Here is a 24129-nt window from a genome sequence, read left to right as displayed (position 1 = left end):
GGCCCCCAAGCCCCCCAGAACTGATCCACCCAGCAAGGAGCCCCAACGGGCTCCTTTCGCATTTGAGGAGCCTCGTATGAGTCAAAACAGCCCAAGCGTTGCCACAGCGCCGCCAGCACCGCGGGCTCGCAACGTGCCGCCACCAAGCCCCTCACCCGGTACAACGCGCGTATCACCCGAGATCCCGGCCACGGCTGCAGCTCGGCCGACGCTCGGGCTGGTGCTGTTCGGGCGTGATGCCGCCGGCAAGCGCCGGGCCGCGTTGTTTCCCGCAGAGAAGGCAACGCAAGCCGAGCGCGCTGCCGCGATGATGGGGCTGCAGGTTCTTCGCCTGACCGACCCCGAGCAGACCCGCCGGGCCGAAGCCCTGCCACGTGGCCGCCTGTTCGCCTCCGGACGCGGGCTGGTGCCGTTCGTCAAGGACGCGGTGCTCGATGCGGTGTTCGGGGCCGAAGCCGAGGCCACCGTAGCCGACGATCCCGACGCCTTGAACGAGCTGAATGCTGAAGCGCTCGGTGATCCTGAACTCGACCTCAACCCATCGGCCACGAGCCATGCGGCAATCGTCGTCGGCTCGCTCGTGCTCGTCGGTGAGGTCTACCCCTTGTGCGGCTGGTACGAGGCTATCGTCGTTGCCGCCCCCGGCGACGACCTCTTCACCCTGCGCTGGCGCGATTGGCCCGACGATCCTCTTGTGGCCCGCCGCCGTGACGACCTCGCCCTGCTGCCCCCCGGCAACGCTGCCGCCAGCGCGGCCCTCGTCGCGGAGGCCACCGATGAGCGCTGAGCCCCCTATCGCAATCGATTTCACCGGCTGCCGCACCACCCACCTGCCCGGCGGGTCGGCAGCCTACACCGCGGCGACCTTCGCCGCCCGCACCCTGCCGGTTCTGCAGGCGCTCGACGCCGTGCTTGCCGAGGACGAGGCCGGCTTGGCCCAAGTGCTGAGCATCGCCGAAGGCCGACGCCCTGGTGTGGCGGTCGCGCTCGCCGCAGCCCTGGTGGCTGAGGCCGGGCACCTTCGTCGCCTGGCCCAGCGCGCCGAGGCGACCGCGCAGCGCTTGTGCCCGGCATCGGTCGCAGCCGAGCCGACCCTCGATCCCAGCACCACCGCCTAAGCGGCAGCCGCACGATACCCCCCCACCGTCACCGCGAACCAGAAGGCTGAGCTATTATGGAACAAACCAGCAACACGAACGATCCGACGTACGCCTGGCTCGGGCCGAACGACACCCCAAGCCGAGTGGCTCATCGCGCCCGCATCCGCGCCCTGAACGACGACCTGCGATGCAACGGCGAGGGCGGCCGGGTGCTGGTCACCGCCAGCGTGGCAAAGCTATCGCCCGCGCTGCAAACCAGCGTGCTCACCGCTGTGGCGACCTTCACCACCTTCGCCTTTGGCAACGACCCTTACGGCGAGCATGACTTCGGCGCCGTCACGGTCGAGGACGAGGTGTATTTCTGGAAAATCGACAGCTACGACACCGATCTGGTCGGCCACTCGCCCGACCCCGCCGACCCGGCGGTGACCGCCCGCGTGCTCACGATCATGCACGCGACGGAGTATTAGCGTGGCCGGGCCCAAACGCAGCGGTGTGGACAGCCATACGCCGGGGCGGTGGTTGGTGCGCGACGAAGCCGAGCCAGGCGCGCCGCCAGCCGAACGCATGTTCGGGGCCGCGTCGTCGACGAGCGACCGGCCCGGCGGCTGGCCCTACCTCGTGCGGTGGGACCACACGGTCGCGCCCGACGGGTGCCCGCGGCACATCGCGACCGGGATCCAGCGGTTAACCCGATGCCCGGCTGATCGCCGCCGCCCCGGATCTGACAGCCGCGCTGCTGCGGCTGCTAACCACCTCCGTGTGCACCGCCGACGGCCTCGACCAGCAAACCCGCCGCGCGGTGATGCTGCATTTCTGACCCATCTGGCATCAGCCTGGCGGCACCTTATCCAGCTGTGAGGCCGGGGCCTCAGCGGTCCTTCGAGCGCAGGATCCAGACGATGCCAACCACGGGTATGATCAGCCCGAACAACGTGAAGAAGAGAAGGCCGAGGTTCATACTGTGCCGATCGCCGCCATTCATTCCCGCATCATCGCTCAGGTGCATGCCGCAATCCAGATCGGCGGGCGGAGTGCTTGTATCGCGGCGCTCTTTTGCGGAGAAGCGTGGTCTACAGGGATCCACGGCGCATAAGGGGCGACGGTTGGTGGAACAAGCTGCAGCTTCGCGGATCGTTCGATGCGGGTTCATTCACGCGATCGTGGAGTCTGCAGCTTACCTCAGATAGAGGGTGCTCCGCTCACGCGAGTGACGCTCAAGCATCAGGGACAGTGCGGCGGTCATGCACTCGCCACGAAGCTGCGGCTCAAGATCTGCGACGCTCAGAGTGTCGTGTCCGTGCATGACGAGCTGTGACGGGGAATTGTGATGGCCACGTTGAACTTCGATGAGGATTGGTACCTCACGAACCACCCTGACGTTGCCGCGGCTGTCCAAAGCGGAGACCTCCTGACGGGTTTGCAGCACTTCGAGGCCTACGGGCGTGCGGAGGGCCGACAGCCCTGCGCACCTGAGTGCGAGCTCTTGCCGCCCGCACCAGTGCCTGTGAAATCGCCGCTTCGGCCATATCGAGCTTCGGAACTTGACGCATTCGTCGCGACCGTCGACGCGGCCGGCGGCCTAGGCGCGCCGGAGGCCCAGTTGATCCTAGCAAACTTCACACTTGCCTTCGACACGCTCGTCGACCTTACCCTCGACCCTTACAGCGAGGCTTACGTCGCGTGTCAGATCGCGCTCTACGAGGAGGTTTCGGGACGTCGGCTCGATCAATCGCTCAATGAACTCACCCAGTTCAACCTTGACGACTACGCTGCTGCAGCCAACCCATACTCCTGGCGCGATCCGTCCGCTCTTGTGGTGCACCATCTGCGCATCGGTACGGCAATCAAGCACGCAGCGCTCAAGCCCGAGCCTACCATCCTTGACCTTGGCGCGGGGTGGGGTTTGACCAGCGAGTTCATGGCCATGCTGGGCGGGGATGTCGTAGCCATCGACATCAATCCGGATTTCGTTACCTTGATCAACCGTCGCGCCACCAGGCTTGGGCTTCCGCTGCGAGCATTGGCTGGCACCTTCGACGATTTCTCGGTGCCTGAGCGCTTCGATCTTGCCTTCTTCTACGAGGCCTTGCACCACGCCGTGCGGCCCTGGGATGTCATCGCACGGTGTGGCCGGCATCTTAAAGTCGATGGGCGGATCGCATTCGCCGCCGAACCGATTCAAGAGGCCTGGTGGCCAGCTTGGGGCCTGCGTCTCGATGCAGTGTCTGTGTACTGTATCAGGAAGTTTGGTTGGTTCGAGAGCGGATGGTCACACACTTTCGTCACTGACATGTTCCGCCGGGTCGACCTCGCTCTGGAACTTTGGCCCGACGCCGAAGGGAGAGGCGGATCGACGGGTGTTGCCCGGCCCTGCATCGAAACATTGTCGGGCGATGCGCTCTGCGCACAGTGGCTGGGTTTCGGCTGGTCGAGCGACCGAGACGAGTTTTGCTCCTGTGGCGCGGCCGAGATTCGGATCCCCGACAACGCGTATCCAATCCAGCTTGGGCTCGACGTCATCAACTACCGTGCCCAGCCACTCGATATTCGCGTTCGGAACGAGGCCGGAGTGGAGCGCTACGCAGGTTCAATTCCGATTGGGCCCGCACAGATTGCAATTCCGGTCGAGCCGGGGGACCGGTGCCTGACGCTCCATTCCGACGCATGGGTACCGGCCGAAGAGTACGACACGCCAGACCGTCGCACTATCTCGTTCAACTTCTCGAAGTTGCATGTGCGTTGTGCGCTTAGCCCATCGACGTGAGCGTCTGAGCGGGCATACAATTGATACGGCCAAGGGCTTCGGTGACTGAGCTCGGATCCCTCCAACTCAGTGGTGGAGGAATGTGGGCACTCACCCAGTAGTCAAGTTGTCTGGTTGCGCAAAATTGTTGGCATGTCGTTCATTGAGCGAACGAAGAGAATTTCTGGCGCTTTGACAGGTTACGCCAACACTCGTGTCCGCGGTGAGGGGATGCTTCCTACACATTCCAGCGCCCCCACCGCAGCTGTCTACGCCGACATCGCTCGATCCTCAGAGCGTTCAAGCGTCTGGCGAACCGCTACGACGTCTCTGCGGAGACCATCTGCAAACGGCGCAAGGTCAGTCCAGCTGACTGCCAAGATCGCGCAGCGCAGACGCAAAAGCCGACCTGAAAAGCTAGCAATCAGGGGCCGGTCATCGACTGCGCACAGCATCACGCTACAGGCCTCGTGGTCAACGACCTCACGTTAATGTCGCGAACAAATTTCCGACAGTACCTAACACCAAAATATCGGGGCATTAAGAAGCACAATCCAATTGAATTTCCATAGATTTTATGGTCTGCCTCTCAAAGCGTGAATATTGACGTAATATAACATATCTATACTAGATAAATGCAACAGTTCAAAATCCAAGCTGAGACAGATTACAGCAAGGCGAGGTGGCCTGACTAAATTTTTTAGGCTTCTACAACTTATCAGAACTAAGGCGTAATTGCGACGTTCCTAATGCGAAGCCTGCATGTTCAATTGCCGAAGCGCGTTAGAATCATTGGTAAATGATCTGTGTCGGTACTGCCACACCGCACCAGATCAACAAGGCCCCATGAAAATTCGCTTGCGGGGGTATGCGATGCACTCTATAGAGCGACTTGCCTGCGGACAAAGACCCGCTGCAACGACTACCAGACTGACCTGGAAGCGGGTCGGCGCCCATCAGGAGATGCCCACATGGCTTTATCAGCCGCACAAATCACCCTTGCCTACCAGAACGCTCTTCAGCGCACCCCGAGCGCTTCTGAGGTGAACTCCTACGTCGCCGTTTCGAACTCTGGCGCCCTCTCCGACGCCCAGATCTTCTCGTCGATCTCGAACTCACAGGAAGCTAACACCTACGTTGACCCGGTGGTGCGCTTCTATCAGGCCGCCTTCGGTCGCGTGCCGGATCAGGCTGGTCTCGCTCAGCAGGTCAAGACCCTTGAGGTCCCTGGCCAGAGCCTCCAGACCATCGCGAGCGGCTTCACTCAGAGCCAAGAGTTCGTCAACAAGTACGGCACCACCGGTGCTGTGACGGAAGCCTACGTTCAGGCTCTCTACGTCAACGTCCTCGGCCGTACCGGCACGGGCGCTGAAGTCGCTGCATGGATCAACACCGTTGCCGATCCGGCTTCCGGCTACAAGACCGCTGCTGACGTCCTGTTCGGCTTCGCTCAGTCGCCTGAGTTCGTGCAGCGCGCCGAAGGCCCGATCAACACCTTCCTGTCGAACGCCGCTCAGGGCACAGCTACCTACACCGGTTCGCTGAGCCTGCCGAGCGCTGTCGACAACAGCGGCTCGAACGTCACCTTGACTGTGAACAACGAGACGCTGACCGCCAGCACCTTCAACGCTCCGCTGAAGATCTCTGAAGTCACCGGCCAGCAGGTCCAGACGCTGACTTCGGGCGACAACCTTCAGGGTAGCGGCGCGAACAGCACTGTAAACGCTTCGCTGTTCGGCACCGAGCCCCAGGGCACCAAGGCCACCGTCAACGGTGTGGCGACTCTCAATCTGACTGCCGTCGCCGGCAGCACGTACGATGCATCGAACACGAAGGGGGCGACCTCGTTCAACAGCGTCGACAGCAACGGGACGTTGGTCGTCAACAACATCGGCAACCTTGCCACCCTCAGCAGCACAAACGCCAACATCGACTCCGACCTCTTTGGTCAGTTTGCTAATTCACTCGTCAGTGGCACCGCTGATACGGCAACGATCAACCTGTCGGGCGCTGGTCGTGGCGCTGCTGCTGCCACCGGTATCGACATCTCCGCTGCGGGTCAGACCGCTGGTGGCTTCGAGACCATCACCCTCAACTCTACTGGCGCTGCCAGCCGGATTGACACGGTGTCCTCGAACTCTGCTGGTTCGGCCTTCCTTAAGACGCTCAATGTCACGGGTGATGCCAACCTGCGTGTCGACAACGCTCTGACCGGCGTTACGACGATCGATGCCACGAACTTCAAGGGCAACCTCCGCGTCTCCGTGGATCCGAACCTTGATGTGAAGGTGACCGGCGGTACCGGGAACGACTTCTTCAACTTCGCTGGCGGTCTGACGAACGCCGACACCATCGTTGGTGGCGACGGACGTGATACCCTTGCGGTTTCGGCCAACACTGGTCTGGGTGACGGCAACAAGATCTCGGGTGTTGAGATCCTGCGCCTTGACGGTGCTTTCACTGGCACTTTCGACCAGAACAAGGTCACCTCGGTCGACGCCGTCGTCCATAACTCAACCGCTGCTGTCATCATCGACAACTTCGACCAGTCGGCTGCTGCTGATGCGTCGAAGGGTATTGGTATCCTCAACATTGGTGCTCTGACCGTCAACGTCGAGGGCTCCGCTGGTCTGGGTGCCAACTCGGACGTCCTGAACGTCACCTACGGCTCCACGGGTCCGGTAGCAGGTACTTCTGCTCTCCAGACCACGGTCGGTGTGGTCGCTGGTGGCCTGACGGTTGCGAACGTCGAGACCCTCAACTTGAAGGTCCTGGCGGACGATGCTGGTCAGACGGCTCTCGGCACTGGCGCGATCACCGATGCGGCTGCTACGAACGTCAACATCACTGGGGGCGCTACTAACGAAGCGTTCACCGTCAGCGGTGGTAATGCCTTCGGTGCGGCGGGAACGCTGACCAAGATCGACGGTAGCTCATTCCTGGGCAACCTCACGGTGTCTGGTAACGCTGGTGCTCAGCAGATCCTTGGCGGCTTAGGTGATGACACCCTGTCGACCGGCGGTCGTGGTGACGCGACTACGCAGGGTGATATCCTGACGGGTAATGCTGGTAACGACGTGTTCAAGTTCGTTGCTGCCGACATTACTGCAGTTGCTCCGAACGCTGCTGTGGCCGGTACCTTCACTGGTACACAGAACGCGCTGTTCACCTCGATTACTGACCTCAACCTGGGCGCTGCGACAGCGGGCACGAACGTTGATCGTGTCGATCTGTCGGCTGCATTCAATGCTACGCAGGCGAACTTGCAGGTTGTGAACAGTGGAGCGGCCACCGCTCTGACCGGCGCCTCGTTTGGTGAAGGCCTTAACAACCTCATCAACAATGGTGTGCTGGATACCAACGGTGCTTCGGGTGCTGCTGCCCGTGCTGGTCTGTTCACCTTCGGTGGGGAGACCTTCCTGGTGGCGAATGAGGGTGCGACCGCTAACACCACCTTTGCTCAAGCTGCAGCTGCCGGCGATGCTATCGTGATCAAGGTCACGGGCGTCACCGGTACGCTCGACGTGAGCGACATCATCCTCACCGCCTAAGTCACCAGACAATACAAAATCCGTCTAGCGGCGGGGGGCTTCGGCTCCCCGCCGTTTTTTTTGTCGGCACCTCGGCTAGGCCGCTGGCCTGATCACACGGAGCACTCCGATGACCGCCTGGACCGAAGGCTATGTTTCAGACATCCCCTATGCTCTCGGCTTCTATCGCGAGACCACGCCGAACCACCTCGCCTTTGCGGCGGCCTGCGTTGGAGCCAACCCGGGCGGTGCTCTTGCGCCGAAGCGCGTCCTTGAACTTGGGTTCGGCATGGGACTAGGCTTCGTACTGGCGGCAGCCGCCAACCCCGCAACTCACTTCGAGGGCGTCGATTTCAACCCGCAGCATGTGGCTCATGCTCGTGGCTTGGCCGATGCCGCTGGACTACAGAACATCGTTATCGCTGAGGCGAGCTTTCAGGACGTCGCTCGCGAGGCCCAAGAGGGCCAACACGACCTCGACCTTATCGTGCTCCATGGCATCTTAACCTGGGTCTCTGCCGAGGCTCACATGGCTATTGTGGAAATCGCCCGTAAACGTCTGAAGCCGGGTGGCCTGCTCTATGTCTCCTACAACGCCATGCCTGGCTGGGCCCACGTGCTGCCATTACAGCGCCTCATGCGAGAAAATGCCAAGCGGGTGTCCGGTCGTTCAGACCAGCAAACCGTCTCCGGCATCGAACTCGTGAAGGCTCTCAGCACAGAAGGAGCCCGTTACTTCGACGCCAACCCGAACTTAGCTCAACGGGTCGAGAAGCTCTCCGGTATGGACCCAAACTACCTTGCCCATGAATATCTGAATGCCAACTGGTTCATCTTCCACGTGGCCGATGTTGCCGACATGTTCGGCAAAGCTAAGCTCGGCTATCTTGGGTCAGCGACGCTGTCTGAGAACATTGATGTCGTCTCTGTGCCAGAAGGTATGCGCCAGCGGGTAGCTGCGGCCACCGACCCGATCTGGCGTGAGACCTTGCGGGACTACGCCTCGAACAAGCAGTTCCGGCGAGACATCTACGCTCGTGGCCTCACAGCACTGACCTCTCCGGAAAGTCGGTCGCTGCTTGGCAAGATGCGCTTTGCACTGGCCGTGCCTCGCAACAAGGTGACGTTCAAGTTCAGCGGAGCCTTGGGTGAGATTGCTGGCAACGAGGGAGTGTACGGCCCTGTCGCTGACCTACTTAGCACGAGGATCTCCAGCTTTGCCGAGATAGCGACTCTGCCAGCCGTTGAAGGCGCTGGCGGTTGGGGCACGGCCTTGCAGACAGTAGCGCTGCTCGTTCACAGCGGACAAGTATTGCCGATCTCCGCTAATGCTGACTCTGATCTTAAGCCGGCACAGCGCATCAACAGAATCATTGCCGATAAGATACTTCAAGGCCGAACCTACGGGTTCCTGGCAGCCCCTCTGGCTGGCTCTGCCATTCAGGTTGGTACCCTCGATCTGCTGATGTTTGCAGCTCAGCTAGCCGAGAAGGCGGAGCCTGATGCCATGGCAAGGTACGTAGTTGGAGCAATGCGCCAGCTTGGTCGCAATCCGATTAAGGATGGTGTTGCGGTGACGAACGAGGCCGAGCAAATCGCTCATGTTCGGGAGAACGCCGCCACCTTTCTATCCGAGCAGCTCCCTGTCTGGCGGCGTCTCGGCGTGATCTGACGCTGAATTAGGCGGCACAACGGGGTAGACGTTGTGGCTTTTTATTAGGAGCAGAGGATTGCATGAATCTCCAGCCAGTCAGCCATGAGCGTCATCAAACCCGACGCTGGATTCGCTTTCCAGACTATCACTTCACCGCTTCCTACAGTTGGGCTCCGCTTGCCGCGGCAGAGGTGACAAAGGCAGCCCTCGCTCTGCCGCTCGCCTTCATAGAGCGTGCGGGGCAATGGTCGCTTGTTGGCGTACTCGGCTTAAAACCTGATCAGAACTTGTATGTTACCCCCGATGGTCAATGGATTGGGTCCTATATTCCGGCAGTGTTTCGGGCGTTTCCTTTCTCGATGCGAAGGAGCGAGACAGGTGAAGTAATACTGTGTGTTGATGAAGGCAGCGGCCTTGTGCTGGAAAGTGGGGAAGGAGAGCCCTTTTTCGGCGAAGGGGGCGAGCCGAGTGACAGTATCAAGCAAGTTTTGAGCTTTTTAAGTGAGACAGCCAAGAGTGAGGCGGTACTAACTCAAGCATGTGGAGCACTACATGCACAGGGAGTATTTGAGCCTTGGCCGATCACTATCGATGGCGATGAAGGCCAACAGCAGGTTGGCGGACTTTATCGTATCAACGAGGCTGCTCTGAATCGGTTAGACGACGTGTCCTTCAACCAGCTTCGTCGAGCTGGAGTTGTTCCTTTGGCCTACGCTCAGCTTCTTTCCATCGGCAATCTCACCGATCTCGCTCGGCTTGCTCAGGCTCGTGCTCAGGCAGAGGCTGCGGAGCGAGCTCGAGCCGAGGTCAAGCCAATGGTTGTTCTCCCTGACGACAACACTATTGATTGGGACTGGAGCAAGATTGGCCGGTGAGACCCGATTTCGACCCTTGATGTTAGATAGCCGTTCGTTTGCTGAGATCGTGAGTAGCTGCTCTGTCGAGGTGTTGGCTCTCGCGTTTGTTTTGAGCCAGGACGATTATGATCACACAGTCGACTCACCGTTTTCTCAAATTTTTGCGGCGCCCTGTACTCGAGCGCGACGTTACGGTTGTGGTCACCTCCTGCGACCGGCATGATCTCCTCGACAAATCGCTCGACACATTCCACCGCTTCAACACCTATGATGGTGTAAAAGAAATCCTCGTCGTTGAAGACGGTACGGCCGATCCATCCGTTGTCTGCAACCGGCACAAGGCCCGGCTCATCCGCATGGGCGAGCGCGTTGGCCAAGTGCGAGCCATCGATCGCGCCTATGCTGAGGTTACGACAAGATACATCTTCCATATGGAGGATGATTGGGAGTTCTACCGTCCGGGGTTCATCGAGAAGAGCAAGGCCGTCCTGGAGGCCGATCCCTCAACCCTATGCGTCTGGCTTCGTGCCTGGACCGATACCAATCGTCATCCACTCTCCTTCCGGGCCGAAGACGGAAGCTTCGGGGTGCTGGCCCCGGGCTTCGATCTAGTCTGGCACGGCTTCACCTTCAATCCGGGCCTTCGCCGACTCAGCGATTACAAGGCACTCGGCAGCTTCGCGGCCGTACTTCAGGGCGCCATCCACTTCGAGGCGGAGATTTCGCAGGCCTACGGAGCGCTGGGCTATCGCGCGGTCATTCTCGACAAGGCAGGGTACGTCCGCCATCTCGGCTGGGACCGACACGTCGCCTAGTGCTGGTTTGACCAAAAACGAAACGCATACGAGGGCCAGGTTGGCCTTGCATACCGGCCGGTGTTACGGCGCCGCGGTGCCAGACCACTCGACTGCGCAAATCTCGGGAAGGATCACGCGTGGCCAAGATCAGGGAGACCACAGCGTTGCGCGTGAGCGTCGTCATCAACACTCTGAACAGAGCGCAATGTATCGCCGCCGCCATCGACGGCTCACTCCGGCAGACGCATCCAGCCGCAGAGATCATCGTGGTCAACGGACCATCGACCGACAGTTCCACATCCGTCATCGCAGAGTTCCGGGATAGGATCCGTATCGTCGACATACCCCAGGCCAACCTGGGCATTTCCCGCAACGTTGGCCTGAGTTCAGCCAAAGGCGAGATCGTCGCATTTGTCGATGATGATGCTGTACCCGAGCCCAATTGGTTAGAACATCTATGCACAGCCTACACTGATGAGAATGTCGGGGCCGCAGGCGGGTTTGTCATTGACGCTGCAAGCGGTGAGTACCAGTGGCAGGTCTGCACCTGCGCTCGCGCAGGCGAGGTGAATACCAACACCCAAGGGTCTCTGGACGGTTTCGTCCTCCCTGGCGCAGACCCGTTCCTATACCTCGCCGGCTGCAATATGAGCTTCCGCCGGAGTGCGATCCTCTCGGTCGGCGGTTTCGATGAGAGCTTAGAGTATGGCTACGACGATGCGGAAGCATGTATGCGCATAATTGATCTTGGATATCGCATCCGCGTCGTGCCGGAGGCTAAGGTCCGCCACAGTCCACGCGCGAACGACGTCCGTGATGACGCGATGATGCTCCGCGATCCCTACAAGGCGCTCGCATCGCAGGCCATCTTCGTGTTCCGCAACTCAGCAGAACGCGGCATTCCGCCGGATCCTGAGGCTGTGATCGGGCGTCAGTTGATCAACATCACGAGGCACGGCCACGCTCTCGCACAGCAGGGACATCTTAATGCTGAGACACTCGCGACCTACTTGGCGCGCTCACAGCAAGGTGTCGTCGACGGAACGCGCATTGGTCAGTCGCCCAGGCCGATGCGAGCGTTTGCGGCGCCGTCTATGCTCGCGCAGGTGGTTCAACTGTTTCGCAATATGGCTGGATAAGGTCCGCATCACGTCTGTAGCATCCCTCCGATAAGGCGGAATTGCCTCGTCAAAGTGAGGCCAGCCATAGGAAGAGACACTTAGACGAAAATCCTAGACGCTGACGCGTGTTCAGGGTATGACTTGCACTGAATGGTAATCGGACTCCTTGCTGGCGCCCTCTCATACGTGACGAACAATGTACGCTCACCAGACCAAGTTGGCCTCCGAGGAGGTGCAGGAGCTTCGTCGTGAAGGGGGACGCTACGTCCGCGAATTGCGCGAGGCAGCTGGCCTCTCACAGCGCCAGCTCGCGGCCTTGATTGGTGTCGAGTTCTATACCTTCGTCTCCCAAATTGAAACTGGGCGTGGACGCATTCCGCCGGACAGCTATCGAACTTGGGCCGAGGCACTTGGTGTCGAGCCACGCACATTTGTTCAGACGTTGATGCGCTTCTACGACCCCGTCACGCATGGAATACTGTTCGACAACACATCCACTCATCCCAATACCGTTTGATTGCGTTGTTTTCGTGCACTCAAAAATATTTGATTCATAGCTAAATATAGCAGCTTGGTTGTTAGCTAGTTAGTTTAAATTTTCCGTTTATTGCGGATAAGCAAACTCACGCGTCAAGCGCATTCACACGCATCAGCAGCGCGGGCTCGCCCTTTTCCTACGCCGCTCCATTGTAGTTTTCAAGCAAATTTGCATGGTAAATGTCAATCTCGCATAGTTGACGCGCCTCGTCGAGAAGTACGCCTCCGGTGAGGCCGCGGTCGAGGGCATCGCGCTCTGCGCTGAAGCCTGACCTTAATGCTGGCGTTAAGGTCGGCGGGTCGGGGTGATGCGGGTTGAACTGCTGGAGAATGCCGAACGGCGGCGGCGCTGGTCGTTCGACGACAAGGCGCGGATCGTCGAAGCCTCGTTCGAGTCAGGCGTGTCGGTGTGTTCGGTGGCGCGCCAGCACGGGATCGCCCAAGGCCTGCTGTTCACTTGGCGGCGTCAGGCGCGGGAGGGCCGTTTGGGCGGGGACGCGCAGGCCCCGGTCCTCGTGCCCGTCGCGATCGCCCCGGAGCCGTCTCGTCCTGTTCCCGCTGCGCAGTCGGATGATCCGTGTGCTCCAGCGCCGCCGCGCCGGCCTCGTCGCAAGAGCGGCGTCATCGAGATCGATCTCGGCGGTGGTCGGCGTCTCACGGTCGACCGGGACGTCGACGCCCGAGCTCTGTGGTAAGCGCTGTTTTCAGGCCACGGCTTTGAGGGCTGGCATGGCCGGGTAGGCCCATGGCAGCAGGTCGTCGAGACGGCGCTGCGGGTGGCCCTCGACGATGCGGGTGATGACGTCGGTGAGGTAGGCGTGCTGCTCGACGCCTGCGAGCTTGCAGGTTTCGATCAGCGAGGCGATCACCGCCCAGTGCTCGCCGCCGCCGTCCGAGCCGGCGAACAGGGCATTCTTGCGGTTCAGCGCGAGGGGCCGGATCGCGCGCTCGACGACGTTGGAATCGATCTCGACCCGGCCATCGTCGAGGAACAGGCTCAAGCCGGCCCAGCGCGACAGGGCGTAGCGGATCGCCTCGGCAAGCTTGCTCTTGCGGCTGACCAGGCCGAGCTTCTCGCGCAGCCACGGCTCCAGCGCCTCGATCACCGGCCGGCTTCGCTCCTGACGCACGGCACGCCGCTCGTCGGCCGGGCGAGCGCGGACCTCGGCTTCGACCCGATAGAGCACGGCGATGCGTACCAGCGCCTCCGTGGCGATCGGCGAGGCGGCAGCGAGTTCGTAGAACTGGCGACGGACATGGCTCCAGCAATAGGCCAGCCGGATTGCGCCGCCCTTGGCCAGCACCTCGTAGGCCGCGTAGCCATCGACCTGCAGCACGCCTTCGAACCCGGTCAGATGCGCGATCGGCCGGCCGGCGGTGCGGTCGGGGGCGTAGATGTAGGCGACACCCGGTGGATCGGATCCGCCCCAGGGCCGGTCGTCACGGGCATAGGCCCAAAGCTGGCCGGTCTTGGTGCGCCCGCGCCCGGGATCGAGCACGGGCGCCGTGGTCTCGTCGGCAAACAGCTTGCCCGAGCGCTTCAGCGTCTCCAGCAACCGCTCGTGCACCGGCCGGAGCAGGAAGGCGGCGCGTCCGATCCAGTCGGCGAGCGTCGAACGGTCGAGGACGACACCCTGGCGGGTGAAGATCTGCGCCTGGCGGTAGAGCGGCAGGTGGTCGGCGTATTTGGAGACGAGCACCTGCGCGACCAGCGCGTCGGTGGGCAGGCCCGCCTCGATCAGCCGCGCCGGGGCCGGGGCCTGCACGAACGCGTCCTCGCAGGCTCTGCAGGCGTAGCGCGGGCGGCGGATCACCAAAACCCGGAACTGCGCCGGCACCACGTCGAGGCGCTCGGATACGTCCTCGCCGATCTTGTGCAGGGCACCCGAGCAGCACGGGCAGGCGGTGCCGTCGATGTCGACGAGGGTCTCGACCCGCGGCAGATGAGCTGGGAGCGCCCCGCGGTTGGTGCGACGTTTGCCGACCCGGACCGCCTTCTTGGCCGGTTCGGCCTCCTCGGCGGCAAAGCCCGCGGCCTCGACCTGCTCGGCCTCTTCCAACCCGAGCAGGAGCTGGTCCTCGGGCAGGCTCTCGGCCCGGCGTCCGAAGCGGTGGCGCTGCATCGCCAGGATGATCTGGCGCAGCCGCTCGTTCTCGGCCTGCGCCTCGACGAGCTGCGCCTTGAGCGTCTCGGGATCGTCGGACAGGCGTGAAGCAGGCTTAGCCACGAAGCGGATTAAAGCATATCCGCCAGAAGCTTACCATCGTAAGAGTGCCTGCACGCTCGACCTTTTTGCTCACCCTGCCAGCGCTGGGGCGATGACCGTGCGAGCCGCGTGAACACGCTTCCAGTCGAGCCCTTCGAGCAAGGCCGCGAGCTGCGCTGCCGTGAGGCGTATGACGCCATCCTCGATCTTCGGCCAGCAGAACTGACCGGCCTCCAGGCGCTTGGTCGCCAGAACCACCCCACTCCCGTCCCAGAACAGAAGCTTGGCCCTGTCCGCTCGCTTTGATCGGAACACGTAGACCGTGCCAGAGAACGGATCCGCGCCCATCGCATCCCGCACCAGGGCAGCCAACCCGTCCATGCCCTTGCGGAAGTCCACCGGCCGCGTCGCCATCATCACGCGCACCGCACCGGACGGCCCGATCATACCGTGGCCTTCAGCGCCCGGATCACCGCCGTGATCGTCGCTTCCCGCGCGCCCGCACCGATCCGAACGGTCACGCCAGCCAAGTCCAGCTCGATCTCGGCAGCAGGAGCGTCTCGATGCAAGGCCCGAGGCCGCGACCGTCGTGCCGCCGGAACCGGGACATCATCCTCGACCAGCGCCGGCACGAACGTCAGTGGCAGGGCGACAGGAAGCGAGGCTGCCGAACGCCGCGCCGCGCGAAGCCACGTGAACAGGTGCTGCGGGCTCATCCCATGCCGGCGCGCGACCACCGAGACCACCGCCCCGGGGGCGGTCGCCTCAGCCAGGATGCGGTCACGCTCGGCCTCGGACCAGCGCCGACGACTGCCCACGCCCGTGACAACCTCAAGCCGGCGGACCGACCGCGGCAACTCGACCATATCCTCAAGCATAGACACAAAACGATCCGAACCAGGGACCGTCAGCTTCCACCATCGTCAGTTCATCAAAAAGGGCGGCTCCAGACACCGCTTACGCTCTGTGTCGGGTGCTCGATGCCCTGGAGGGCCGATGATCCCGCTGCCGGCCAACGTGCGGGTCTGGCTGGCGACCGGCCACACCGACATGCGCAAGGGCTTTTCCAGCTTGGGGATGATCGTCCAGGAGACGCTGCGGCGCGATCCCCACTCCGGGCACCTGTTCGTGTTCCGCGGCCGGCGCGGCGACCTGATCAAGGTGATCTGGCACGATGGCCAGGGCGCGTGCCTGTACACCAAGCGGCTCGACCGCGGTCGTTTCCTGTGGCCGTCGGTGGCGGACGGAGCCGTGACGATCTCGACGGCGCAGCTCGGCTACCTGCTCTCGGGCATCGACTGGCGGATGCCGCAGGAGAGCTGGCGTCCGAGTGCGGTCGGATGAGGATAACGCGTTACAAAGCCTGAGCAATATGCTCTTCTCTCGGGCGCGCCGAACGCGTCCGAGCCCTCGCCGCTTCCCACCGATCTCGCTGCCGCCCACGCTATGATCCTAGCCGAGCGGGCGGCGCGGCTCGTGTCCGAGATCGCGGTCGAACGGCTCAAGCTGGAGGTTGCCCGGCTGCGACGGGAGCGCTTCGGGGTATCCTCGGAACGCAGCACCCGGATCGACCAGCTCGAACTGACGCTGGAGGATCTGGAGGAGACGCTGGCCGAGACGGAGGCGCAAGCGGCTGAGCCCGGGCCGCATACCACCCCGACTTCCTCCCGGCGCAAGCCCGCTCGTAGGCCCTTGCCCGAGCAACTGCCGCGCGAGCGCATCCTCCATCCCAGCCCGACGACCTGCGCCTGCTGTGGCGGCGCGCGCCTGCGCCCTCTCGGCGAGGACGTCACCGAGACCCTGGAGCGGATCCCGGCGCGTTGGGTGGTGATCCAGCACGTGCGCGAGCGCTTCTCCTGCCGCGACTGCGAGACCATCGCGCAGGCCCCGGCTCCCTTCCACCCGATCCCGCGGGGTCGGGCCGGGCCGAACCTCTTGGCCGAGGTGATGATGGCCAAGTTCGGCCTGCATCTGCCGCTGCATCGTCAGAGCCAGCGCTTCGCCCATGAGGGCGTGCCGATCGACGTCTCGACCCTGGCCGGCTGGGTCGGGGCCGTCACCACCGCCCTGTCGCCCCTGGTCGCCCGGATCGAGGCCCATGTCCGGGGAGCCGAGCGCCTCCATCTCGACGATACGCCGGTGCCGGTCCTGGCCAAGGGCGAGACCCGCACGGGCCGGCTCTGGACGGTGGTGCGCGACGACCGCCCCTTCGGTGGACCCGAGCCGCCGGCGGCGGCCTACTTCTACTCTCCCGACCGTTCCGGCGCCCATGCCGAGACCTGGCTCGGCGACTTCCACGGCATCGTACAGGCGGATGCCTTCTCGGGGTTCGGCCGGCTGTACGAGCCCGGCCGCAAGCCGGGTCCGATCCACGAGGCGGCCTGCTGGGCCCATGCCCGACGCAAGTTCTTCGAGCTGGCCGATCTGAAGAAGGCTCCGATCGCCATCGAGGCCGTGACGCGGATCGATGCGATCTTCGCCATCGAGCGCGCCGCCAACGGTCTTGCCCCCGATGAACGCCGCGCACACCGCAGCGCCCGCTCGGCTGCTCTCGTCACTGACCTGGAGACGTGGCTGCGGGAGAACCGCGCCAGACTCTCGGCCAAAGCGCCCACGGCAGCGGCAATCGACTACCTGCTCAAGCGCTGGACCGCCTTCACCCGGTTCCTCGACAACGGGCGCATCTGCCTCTCGAACAACGCCGCAGAACGCTCAATCCGTCCCATCGCGGTGGGCCGCCGCAACTGGACCTTCGCCGGCTCGGATGCGGGCGGCCATCGCACGGCTGCCCTTTACACCCTGATCGAGACCGCCAAGCTCAATCGCATCGATCCGCAGGCCTGGCTCGCCGATGTACTCAGGCGTCTGCCCGACCATCCCGCCCAGCGTCTTGACGACCTTCTGCCCTGGAACTGGACCCAGCCTCAGCCCCGGCAGATCGCAGCCTGATGCCCCGTCGGAAGCACAACTGCGGCCTTCACCGTAGGCGTACGTCGAGAACACCAGGGCTGGTACTCTATAATCTATGTACGTCTAAAGTCCTTGTCCAAAAGCGCAAGATCATAATTTAGATCCTACGATATCCGTTGTAAAAGCCGAGTGTTCATGCATTAACACATCATATGAAATTCACCGCATCTCAGAGTAGCTAAAGCTGCTCCTTTGCTCTGGCCAAGCTGCAATCTTCAGCGGTGGAATATGTCCCGAATAGTTTGCGCATAATTTAGATCGCCTCAGCCCTGCGGAATGGTTGCGCCTGAAGCGGATCAGGATCCCAGAGACGCCTCCGGTGAACCTTTACGCAGCCCATAGCCGTCGCTGAATCCAGCTGGCCGTCTCTGGAAGTTCCCCAGGTTGGGAAGCCTCACTGGTCGTAGCAAGGACGGGCCTGTCTTGTGGCATCAGCTGGCCCAAAGCACGGGCGCGGGTTGCGGCCCTGGCGTCCTTACTTTGCAAGGGGCGGGTGAGTCGCCAGATCGGGCTCTGCACAATCGTTGCGTGCGCGGCCTTAAACCGTTCTCGGTCCAGAGTGAGCCAGCCAATCTTATTGTCTCGAAACGCGATCTGCACGTGGAGGCTCTTGGCCTCTGATCTGAAGGCGTTGATGCGGTCCTTCAGATGCTTAGCCTCGGTTTCAATGGTGTTAATGCGATCCTCTGCGTTCTTGAGATCTATCCTTAGGTATGTGGTCACGTCTCGCTGCGTTGCGGCGAGATCATTGGACTCGGCAAGGCTTGCTTGCAGACGTAGGATCTCGTCGTGTTGCGCCGCGACGCGGGTCGCAGCTTCCTCGATGAGACGAATGTGATGAGCAATCGTCTCCTGCTCACGCCTCGAGGCTGTATCGAGGAGGTCGACGAGGCGCTGAATTTCCCGTTGCTGCTCCTCAAGCTGACCGCCCAGCGTGATGATCCTTGCGGCGTGTTCCTCCAGAACAGCCTGCAGTTGGGTGCGATCCGCATCGATCTGCCCAATGATATCCATGTGATGGGCGAGATTGTCCTCAGCCCGTACCTCGCGCGCACGGGCGAAGTCATCAAAATAGTTGGGCGGGAGTTCGAAATGGTGCGCGAGGCCGATGTGTTCCTCCGCAAGGTAGAAGCGGTTGAGGCCGTCCGCGTAGACAAAACGGTACCCGCGCTCGGTTAAAAGCGGCTCCCAATGGCTGTAGTACGGCTCGGGCGAGTTCGGATGCGTCGCCTCGACCACAACAATCCAGGGCCGAACGGCCTCAAGACGCGTGCCGCGCAGGACGAGTTCTTCGGCGCCCTCAACATCGATCTTGAGAAAATGCACGGTCCCAACGCCGTAGGCGGCACAGGCTGCATCGAGCGTCGTGAGCGGTACGCTGCGGGTAACTTGCGGACCGGGCGTACCCGCGCTCACCGACTCAATGATCGTCGAAAGGCCAGTTCCTTCGGCCTCATAGAAGGTCACCGTTCCGGGGGAAGCGCCTACCGCACAGCGTAGGTTCAGATCGCGTGGGCGTGCTGCCTCGAGTTGCGCGTGATAGTGCGCGGACGGCTCGAAATTTAGACCGCGCCACCCCTGGTCATAGAAGTGCTTGGTGACCGATCCTTCCTCCGGATCTTGCGCGCCGACATCGATGTAGAAACCGGCCTCGACGGTACCGAGGGCACGGGCCAACATCACGTCCTCGAAGTTCTGCGCGTAGGAAACGAACACCATCAGGGATGATCCTCAGGACGATCCCGGACACCGATGCGCGCCAGGAGTTGATCGGGGCTCAGGGCTGATGCGGGACCGTGCGTAGGACGTCCATCAACTGATGCGTGCTCTCGGCCCAGGTGAGGGGACGAATGCCGGCTTGATCCGGCGTCTCGCCGCGCGCGTGGGCCGAGAGCCAGCCCTCAAGGGCCGTGGAGAGCGAGAGGCCATCGAAGCCGCTGAAATACGTGGCGTGTGCCCCTCCAATCTCACGGAAGACGGGCAGGTCGCGCGCCAGGATTGGTAATCCGGCATGCGCGGCCTCCACGAGCGGGAGGCCGAAGCCTTCGCCCTCGGAGGGTAGGAGGGCAGCCGTGCCGGCACGATAAACCTGGGCGAGCACCGCGTCGTCGACCGCCTCAAACCAACGCAGGCGGCGGCCGAGTTCAGGATGGGTTGTGATACGCTCGATGAGCTCATCAACGAGCCAACCGCGCTTGCCCACAATCACGAACACGGCCGGGTTACCCCGAGACCAGAGGATCTCGGCTGCGTCGAGGAGTTGCGCATGTCCCTTGCGCGGCTCGATCGTACCGACCGTGACAAACACAGGCGTCCCCGGCTCAAACAAGGCCGGGATCTCCTCGACCAAGCTGGAGTCAGGATCAGGGGAAGCTTGCGCTGCGTCGAGGTCGGCACCGAGATGGAAGGCCCCGATCAGCGGGACGCGGTCTTTGAGGAAGCGACGTTCAATCAGGATCTTGTCTAGATCATCGGCCACCGCCTGCGAGATGCAGGCAATCCCGTCCGAGATCTCAGCGAGGCTGCGTAGCCATTGTGTGTAGAGCGTGTATACGCCCAAGCCAAACCAATCTGGGCGGTGCAGGGGCAGCGTATCATAGAGCACATGCACCAAACGGACACCGCGCAGGTGCTGGCGCTGTAGCTCGGCGGCCGCTTCGGCCGGAAGCGATGCGTCGAAGTCGAGACCGAGAAAGGTATCGCTTGCCTGAAAATCAACAAGCGTATCGGGGCCGATCGGTGATGTGCCAAAAAAGCGGCCCGTGAAGGTCCGGGCATAGCGGTATACAGCTAGATCACGTCGGATCGCCAGCACCTCGAAGCCATCGGACTGAGCCACGAGGGCACCAAAGATATTCCGCACCACACGCTGAATGCCAGAGCGTGCGTCGCGCTGGGCAAGCTCCGTGACGTCCACCAGTAGACGCGGTCGGGCGCATGCAGGCGCATGATTGTCGGCGAGCGCCCGCGCCAGACTGTCTCGCTCTGACAGCGGCAACATGCCTTCGCGAGCGAGGGCACTCAAACGCGCCAGCGGTTCGGCCGTCTGAAGCAAGGGATGACAATCAGCCACTTGCGCGAGCGCGTCCGAGAAGCTCGCGCCGCGCTCCAATACCGGCGCTGTGGCTCGCGTGCGCGGCCAGCTGTTCCAGGTGAGCTGCCAAGGGGCGGCCTCGGCCGATAGCGGGAGCCCCTCTGATGGTGAAATCAAAGCGGGGTCAGCAGGTCGAAGTGTGCCGATCAAGTTCTGGTGCGCGGAGGAGGGGAGGGTCGCAGCCTCCAGAGCCCGATGAGGGAGCGCCCCGGTGTCAGCGGATAGATTGATGTGCAGGCAGGGGCCAGCGGCGTCGAGCGCTGCGCTTAGCGCGTTGGGCTCGACTGGACAGCGGGATAGGATCCCCGATCCGTCCGTACCACGGTCATCCATCAGCGGTAGGAGGTAGTGGCCAGGCGTCAGACCAGTGAGGCTGGGAACGGCGCGCCCAAGCCTCCTGCGTGGTGACCGGTGTTCGATGGCTCTTACGAACGCCCCGCAGGCCTGCTCGGCGCTGAGAGCCCAGGAGAAGCGTGCCTGCTGCGCTTCGGCATGTGCTACGGCACTGGCGCGGAAGTCTGCATCTGCGAGCATTCGCTCCAGCCTGTCCGCGATGTCGGCAACCCGCGTTGGATCGAAGGTGAGGTCGGCCCGGCCAATCACCTCGGGAATGCTCGTGCTGTTCGAGCCGAGGACCGGGCAGCCGCAGCGCATTGCCTCGAGGAGCGGAAGGCCAAACCCTTCGTTAAGGGAAGGCATTACAGTTACCTGTGCCAGCGCATAGAGGTCGGCCAAATCAGGATCCGGTACGAAGCCTGGTAGGACGAGCGTGTCGGGAGGCAGGCCAAGTCTCTCGACGAGGGTGGTCAGACTCTCGCGCTGCTCAGGCGTGACTCGGGTAGCGAGCACGATTTGGTGGTGCGTCCGCAAGGCTTCAGGCAGGCAGGCGAAGGCTTCGGTTAGTCGGGCGATGTTCTTGCGCGGCTCCGGGATGCCTACGTGGAGCAGGAACGGTTTTGTGATCCGATAGCGTGCCAGCAACGCATGAGCCGCTTCGGAGCTCAGCCGTCGCGGCGTGAAGATCGGATCGACGTCGGCACCGATCGCGACGACGCGATCCGGGTCGAGCTGCAGACGGGCGCGGGCCACACGCGCCGTGTGCTCGGAGATCGCCAGAACGCTCTCAACCCGAGTCAGGGCCTGGAAGCGCCGCTCGAACCACGCGGCCATCTGGGGCGTCGGGAGGAAGAGATCCGGTTCCTCGAAGGGGATCAGATCATAGAGCGTGGCTGCATAGGCGGTGGCACGCTTGGGGGTAATATCGATGACCGTCTCGTCGCCCCAGCCGTCGAAGGGGCTCGCCACATGCACGAGGTCGACATCGAGTGCCTCGAGGAAGCCCGCGTAAAGCACTTCTGCCGCCTGCGCACGGCCCGCGCACGTCCCGTCGATGCCACGGGTGGGGGCAAGACCGTGCAGGACGTGGATCCGTTCGTGCGCGATCCGCTTGCGAGCCCAGGTAAGGGCGGCGCGCAAGGTCGCGGGCATCGCATCTGAGAGGAGGACGTGCCACTCGATGTCATCTCGGGACAGCAGGGCATCAGCGAGCCCACGCGAATAGTTCCCGATGCCGCGATGACGGGAGTCTGATTGCAGCGTCTGCAGATCGAGAAGAATTTTCAGCATGCCTGACGCACATTCCCCGACCCCGCCCAGAGGCCGGGGTCGGGATGCTTGGCATGTGCACCAGCTTGGCGGCCAAGCGCAACAGGCGGATGGACCCTCCGTACCCTTGACGCAACAAAGCCTTGCGGTTCCGTCGAGGACCTTAGGCTGTCGTGAGAGGACGCAGATGCGGGTTACGCCAGCCTTGCAGGCCGTCGACACGGATCTCTGGCTCCACGCCCGTTAAGGCGAGGATGGCGGGCCGCTCGATCTCCAGGCACCAGCCGGCCTCCAGCAGGTCGGCAAACAGACGGCCCTCGATCGATCGGGAATGTGTCCCGATAACCAAGTAGGCCACGCGTTGGGTCAGAAGAGGTAGACAGTCTCGCACAAGGTCGGCCTCACCGCCTTGGATATCGATATGGAGGAGGTCAAGGATGCCCGAGCCGATCACATCAGCGAGCGCAATCATCGGCAGAGCTTCGTAACGACCCGTTGCGAGAAGGCGTTCTTGCTCCACGGCGTCTGCGCCGAAAACGGGTTCGAGCCCCCAGCTTTCGCCGGCCCGGTCCTGGCGGCCAAATAAGGCTACGCCTGTTCGCGCTGCAGCGATGCCGTGATGCAGACTCACATCCTCTGGCGCAAACCCATTGGCCGCGCAGGTCTCGCGCGCGAAGGCGATGTGGCCTGCGTCCCCCTCGACACCGATGAGTTGAACACCTCGTCCAGAGGTTCGAGCGGCGACCCCAGTGTTGTTCATCCAGCATCCCCAACCGCAGCCGAGCTCAACCATCGTGAACACGTCCGCCGAAAGCTCGACTGCACGCAGCGCCGCCGCCCATTCCGCAATATCGGCGTGCCAATTGGCGGGGATGGGAACGGGCTCGATGATGCCACCGCGTTCTGTCATCTGAGAGGGCAGGATTTTTGGGTCGACCCGGACACCCAGAAAGTTGGTCCGATAGCGGGGATCGGACTGAAGGTCGGTCCGAGCATGGCGCTGGATGATAGCCTCGGCCTCGATCCGAGCGTTGTAGTGATAGAACGGACTTGTTCGGCCAATACGGTCGTGAAACTCATTCGACGCGCCAATGGCGCGGACGACCTCAGTGGGTGTCCCGCTCGCATGCGTAGCAACGATGTCCGCGCTCTCCGGTTCACGACCCAGGAGCACATCGTAGGCTGTGTGCACGAAGGCCACGATTGTGGGATCGAGGTCGATCTCAGCAGATGCCACGCTCAAAAACCCTTTGTCATGACCGGGGCCATGCTCCGTTAAGGCCAAGCGGCACGAAAGATAAAACGCGTTTGGTGGCGAAACAGCGAAAATTCCGTCTCAGGCGAGATGGCCGATGTCGTGGCTTAGAATGCCGCTGCTGGCGAGGCCAACGATCGTTACCTCGACATCGTGGCTGACGCTCCAACTACGTAAGACCAAATTCGAGCTCGCTTCGCGCGCCGCGTCCGTATCGATCATCACGAAAACATGGTCGGTCACGATGGTTTGGACATGCGGCGTCAGATCGAGAAAGCGTGCAATAAGTTCGCGCGCCTGAACGTCGAGAAGCGGCGCTCCTCCCAAGGACGCAGTGGCTGGCTGTGTACCCTTCGTGCTCGAAGCCAGGGAGGATGTTGAGCCGTTCGAAGCATGGTCTGTTACGCTCGTTGAGGCCGTCCCGCTTCCGACCCCGTCTTGGTGGGTCGTACCCGTGTCGCTGACCATACCAGACGTTGATTGTTTCTCCCCGTTTGTCGCGCCGCCAACCGGGGACAGGATTCCGGATCCTGGCGCGGTCACTTCCGTATGCGCCGGAGCGCTTCCCAGGCTGAGGCCCTTATCGCCGCCAGCCGAGGACAGGGTTCCGGATCCTGGCGCGGCCACTTCCGTATGCGCCGGCGCGCTTCCCAGGC

21 protein-coding genes are annotated in these 24129 nt (G+C 62.5%); 13 read left to right on the top strand and 8 right to left on the bottom strand.

All coding sequences use genetic code 11. From position 1 onward, the window contains the following. Positions 1 to 220: 220 nt before the first annotated feature. The 3 genes from FV226_RS21715 to FV226_RS21705 are packed head-to-tail and all read left to right on the top strand — an operon-like array spanning position 221 to position 1570. Positions 221 to 787, top strand: a complete 567-nt coding sequence (locus FV226_RS21715; protein ID WP_147764514.1) for a hypothetical protein — start codon at positions 221 to 223, stop codon at positions 785 to 787. Beyond that, positions 777 to 1118, top strand: a complete 342-nt coding sequence (locus FV226_RS21710) for a hypothetical protein (RefSeq protein ID WP_147764513.1) — start codon at positions 777 to 779, stop codon at positions 1116 to 1118. The genes FV226_RS21715 and FV226_RS21710 overlap by 11 nt, the downstream gene beginning before the upstream one ends. A 56-nt stretch (positions 1119 to 1174) precedes the next feature. Further along, the gene (locus FV226_RS21705; protein WP_147764512.1) at positions 1175 to 1570 is read left to right on the top strand and encodes a DUF3768 domain-containing protein; all 396 of its coding nucleotides are present in this window, start codon (positions 1175 to 1177) and stop codon (positions 1568 to 1570) included. A gap of 401 nt (positions 1571 to 1971) precedes the next feature. Here the strand turns inward: FV226_RS21705 and FV226_RS21700 are convergent, their stop codons facing one another. Further along, complete coding sequence (locus tag FV226_RS21700) at positions 1972 to 2253, bottom strand: hypothetical protein (RefSeq protein ID WP_147764511.1); 282 nt, start codon at positions 2251 to 2253, stop codon at positions 1972 to 1974. Positions 2254 to 2430: 177 nt separating this feature from the next. Between FV226_RS21700 and FV226_RS21695 the strand changes: the two genes are divergently transcribed. From FV226_RS21695 to FV226_RS21660, 8 genes are all read left to right on the top strand, one after another. Then, a complete protein-coding gene (locus FV226_RS21695) occupies positions 2431 to 3867 on the top strand; it encodes a class I SAM-dependent methyltransferase (RefSeq protein ID WP_147764510.1) in 1437 nt (478 codons plus the stop codon). Between the two features lie 950 nt (positions 3868 to 4817). Further along, the gene (locus FV226_RS21690; protein ID WP_147764509.1) at positions 4818 to 7397 is read left to right on the top strand and encodes a DUF4214 domain-containing protein; all 2580 of its coding nucleotides are present in this window, start codon (positions 4818 to 4820) and stop codon (positions 7395 to 7397) included. A gap of 109 nt (positions 7398 to 7506) precedes the next feature. Beyond that, positions 7507 to 9048, top strand: a complete 1542-nt coding sequence (locus FV226_RS21685) for a class I SAM-dependent methyltransferase (protein WP_147764508.1) — start codon at positions 7507 to 7509, stop codon at positions 9046 to 9048. 62 nt (positions 9049 to 9110) lie between these two features. Further along, positions 9111 to 9905 (top strand): SapC family protein, encoded by a 795-nt coding sequence (locus FV226_RS21680; protein ID WP_147764507.1) that lies wholly within the window; start codon positions 9111 to 9113, stop codon positions 9903 to 9905. Positions 9906 to 10012: 107 nt separating this feature from the next. Continuing rightward, positions 10013 to 10702 carry a glycosyltransferase gene (locus FV226_RS21675; protein ID WP_147764506.1) on the top strand — a complete coding sequence of 230 codons (690 nt, stop codon included), beginning with the start codon at positions 10013 to 10015 and terminating at the stop codon, positions 10700 to 10702. A gap of 119 nt (positions 10703 to 10821) precedes the next feature. After that, positions 10822 to 11823, top strand: a complete 1002-nt coding sequence (locus FV226_RS21670) for a glycosyltransferase (protein ID WP_187278813.1) — start codon at positions 10822 to 10824, stop codon at positions 11821 to 11823. A gap of 178 nt (positions 11824 to 12001) precedes the next feature. Continuing rightward, positions 12002 to 12322 carry a helix-turn-helix transcriptional regulator gene (locus tag FV226_RS21665; protein ID WP_147764504.1) on the top strand — a complete coding sequence of 107 codons (321 nt, stop codon included), beginning with the start codon at positions 12002 to 12004 and terminating at the stop codon, positions 12320 to 12322. 328 nt (positions 12323 to 12650) lie between these two features. Further along, on the top strand, positions 12651 to 13037 hold the full coding sequence (locus FV226_RS21660) for a transposase (RefSeq protein WP_147764503.1): 387 nt from the start codon (positions 12651 to 12653) through the stop codon (positions 13035 to 13037). A gap of 9 nt (positions 13038 to 13046) precedes the next feature. On the opposite strand, the gene FV226_RS21655 is transcribed toward FV226_RS21660, so the two are convergent. The 3 genes from FV226_RS21655 to FV226_RS21645 all read right to left on the bottom strand — a co-directional run bounded on the left by FV226_RS21655 (position 13047) and on the right by FV226_RS21645 (position 15427). Continuing rightward, positions 13047 to 14570: an IS66 family transposase gene (locus FV226_RS21655; protein ID WP_147764502.1), complete on the bottom strand. Its 1524-nt coding sequence runs from the start codon at positions 14568 to 14570 to the stop codon at positions 13047 to 13049. Positions 14571 to 14639: 69 nt separating this feature from the next. Beyond that, positions 14640 to 14996 (bottom strand): IS66 family insertion sequence element accessory protein TnpB, encoded by a 357-nt coding sequence (tnpB, locus tag FV226_RS21650; RefSeq protein WP_147764501.1) that lies wholly within the window; start codon positions 14994 to 14996, stop codon positions 14640 to 14642. Further along, positions 14993 to 15427, bottom strand: coding sequence for a transposase (locus FV226_RS21645; protein WP_147764500.1), 435 nt, complete (start codon positions 15425 to 15427; stop codon positions 14993 to 14995). The genes tnpB (FV226_RS21650) and FV226_RS21645 overlap by 4 nt, the downstream gene beginning before the upstream one ends. Positions 15428 to 15545: 118 nt before the next feature. On the opposite strand from FV226_RS21645, the gene tnpB (FV226_RS21640) reads away from it, so the two are divergent. Together tnpB (FV226_RS21640) and FV226_RS21635 are read left to right on the top strand one after the other, a co-directional pair. Then, on the top strand, positions 15546 to 15893 hold the full coding sequence (tnpB, locus tag FV226_RS21640; RefSeq protein WP_147764499.1) for an IS66 family insertion sequence element accessory protein TnpB: 348 nt from the start codon (positions 15546 to 15548) through the stop codon (positions 15891 to 15893). 102 nt (positions 15894 to 15995) lie between these two features. After that, positions 15996 to 17498, top strand: coding sequence for an IS66 family transposase (locus FV226_RS21635; RefSeq protein WP_147764498.1), 1503 nt, complete (start codon positions 15996 to 15998; stop codon positions 17496 to 17498). A gap of 348 nt (positions 17499 to 17846) precedes the next feature. Here FV226_RS21635 and FV226_RS21630 read toward each other — a convergent pair whose 3' ends face one another. The 4 genes from FV226_RS21630 to FV226_RS28355 form a co-directional block, all read right to left on the bottom strand. After that, positions 17847 to 19238: an FkbM family methyltransferase gene (locus FV226_RS21630; protein ID WP_246691680.1), complete on the bottom strand. Its 1392-nt coding sequence runs from the start codon at positions 19236 to 19238 to the stop codon at positions 17847 to 17849. Positions 19239 to 19296: 58 nt separating this feature from the next. Next, positions 19297 to 22239 carry a glycosyltransferase family 1 protein gene (locus FV226_RS21625; RefSeq protein ID WP_147764497.1) on the bottom strand — a complete coding sequence of 981 codons (2943 nt, stop codon included), beginning with the start codon at positions 22237 to 22239 and terminating at the stop codon, positions 19297 to 19299. Positions 22240 to 22381: 142 nt separating this feature from the next. Beyond that, complete coding sequence (locus tag FV226_RS21620; protein ID WP_210246530.1) at positions 22382 to 23455, bottom strand: class I SAM-dependent methyltransferase; 1074 nt, start codon at positions 23453 to 23455, stop codon at positions 22382 to 22384. Positions 23456 to 23554: 99 nt separating this feature from the next. Continuing rightward, on the bottom strand, positions 23555 to 24129 hold a 575-nt coding region (locus FV226_RS28355; RefSeq protein WP_210246529.1), incomplete at its 5' end, for a hypothetical protein.

The organism is Methylobacterium sp. WL12 (genome assembly GCF_008039475.1).
In the GTDB taxonomy this organism is placed as follows: domain Bacteria; phylum Pseudomonadota; class Alphaproteobacteria; order Rhizobiales; family Beijerinckiaceae; genus Methylobacterium; species Methylobacterium cerastii.
This window is presented reverse-complemented; position numbering and strand designations above follow the sequence as displayed.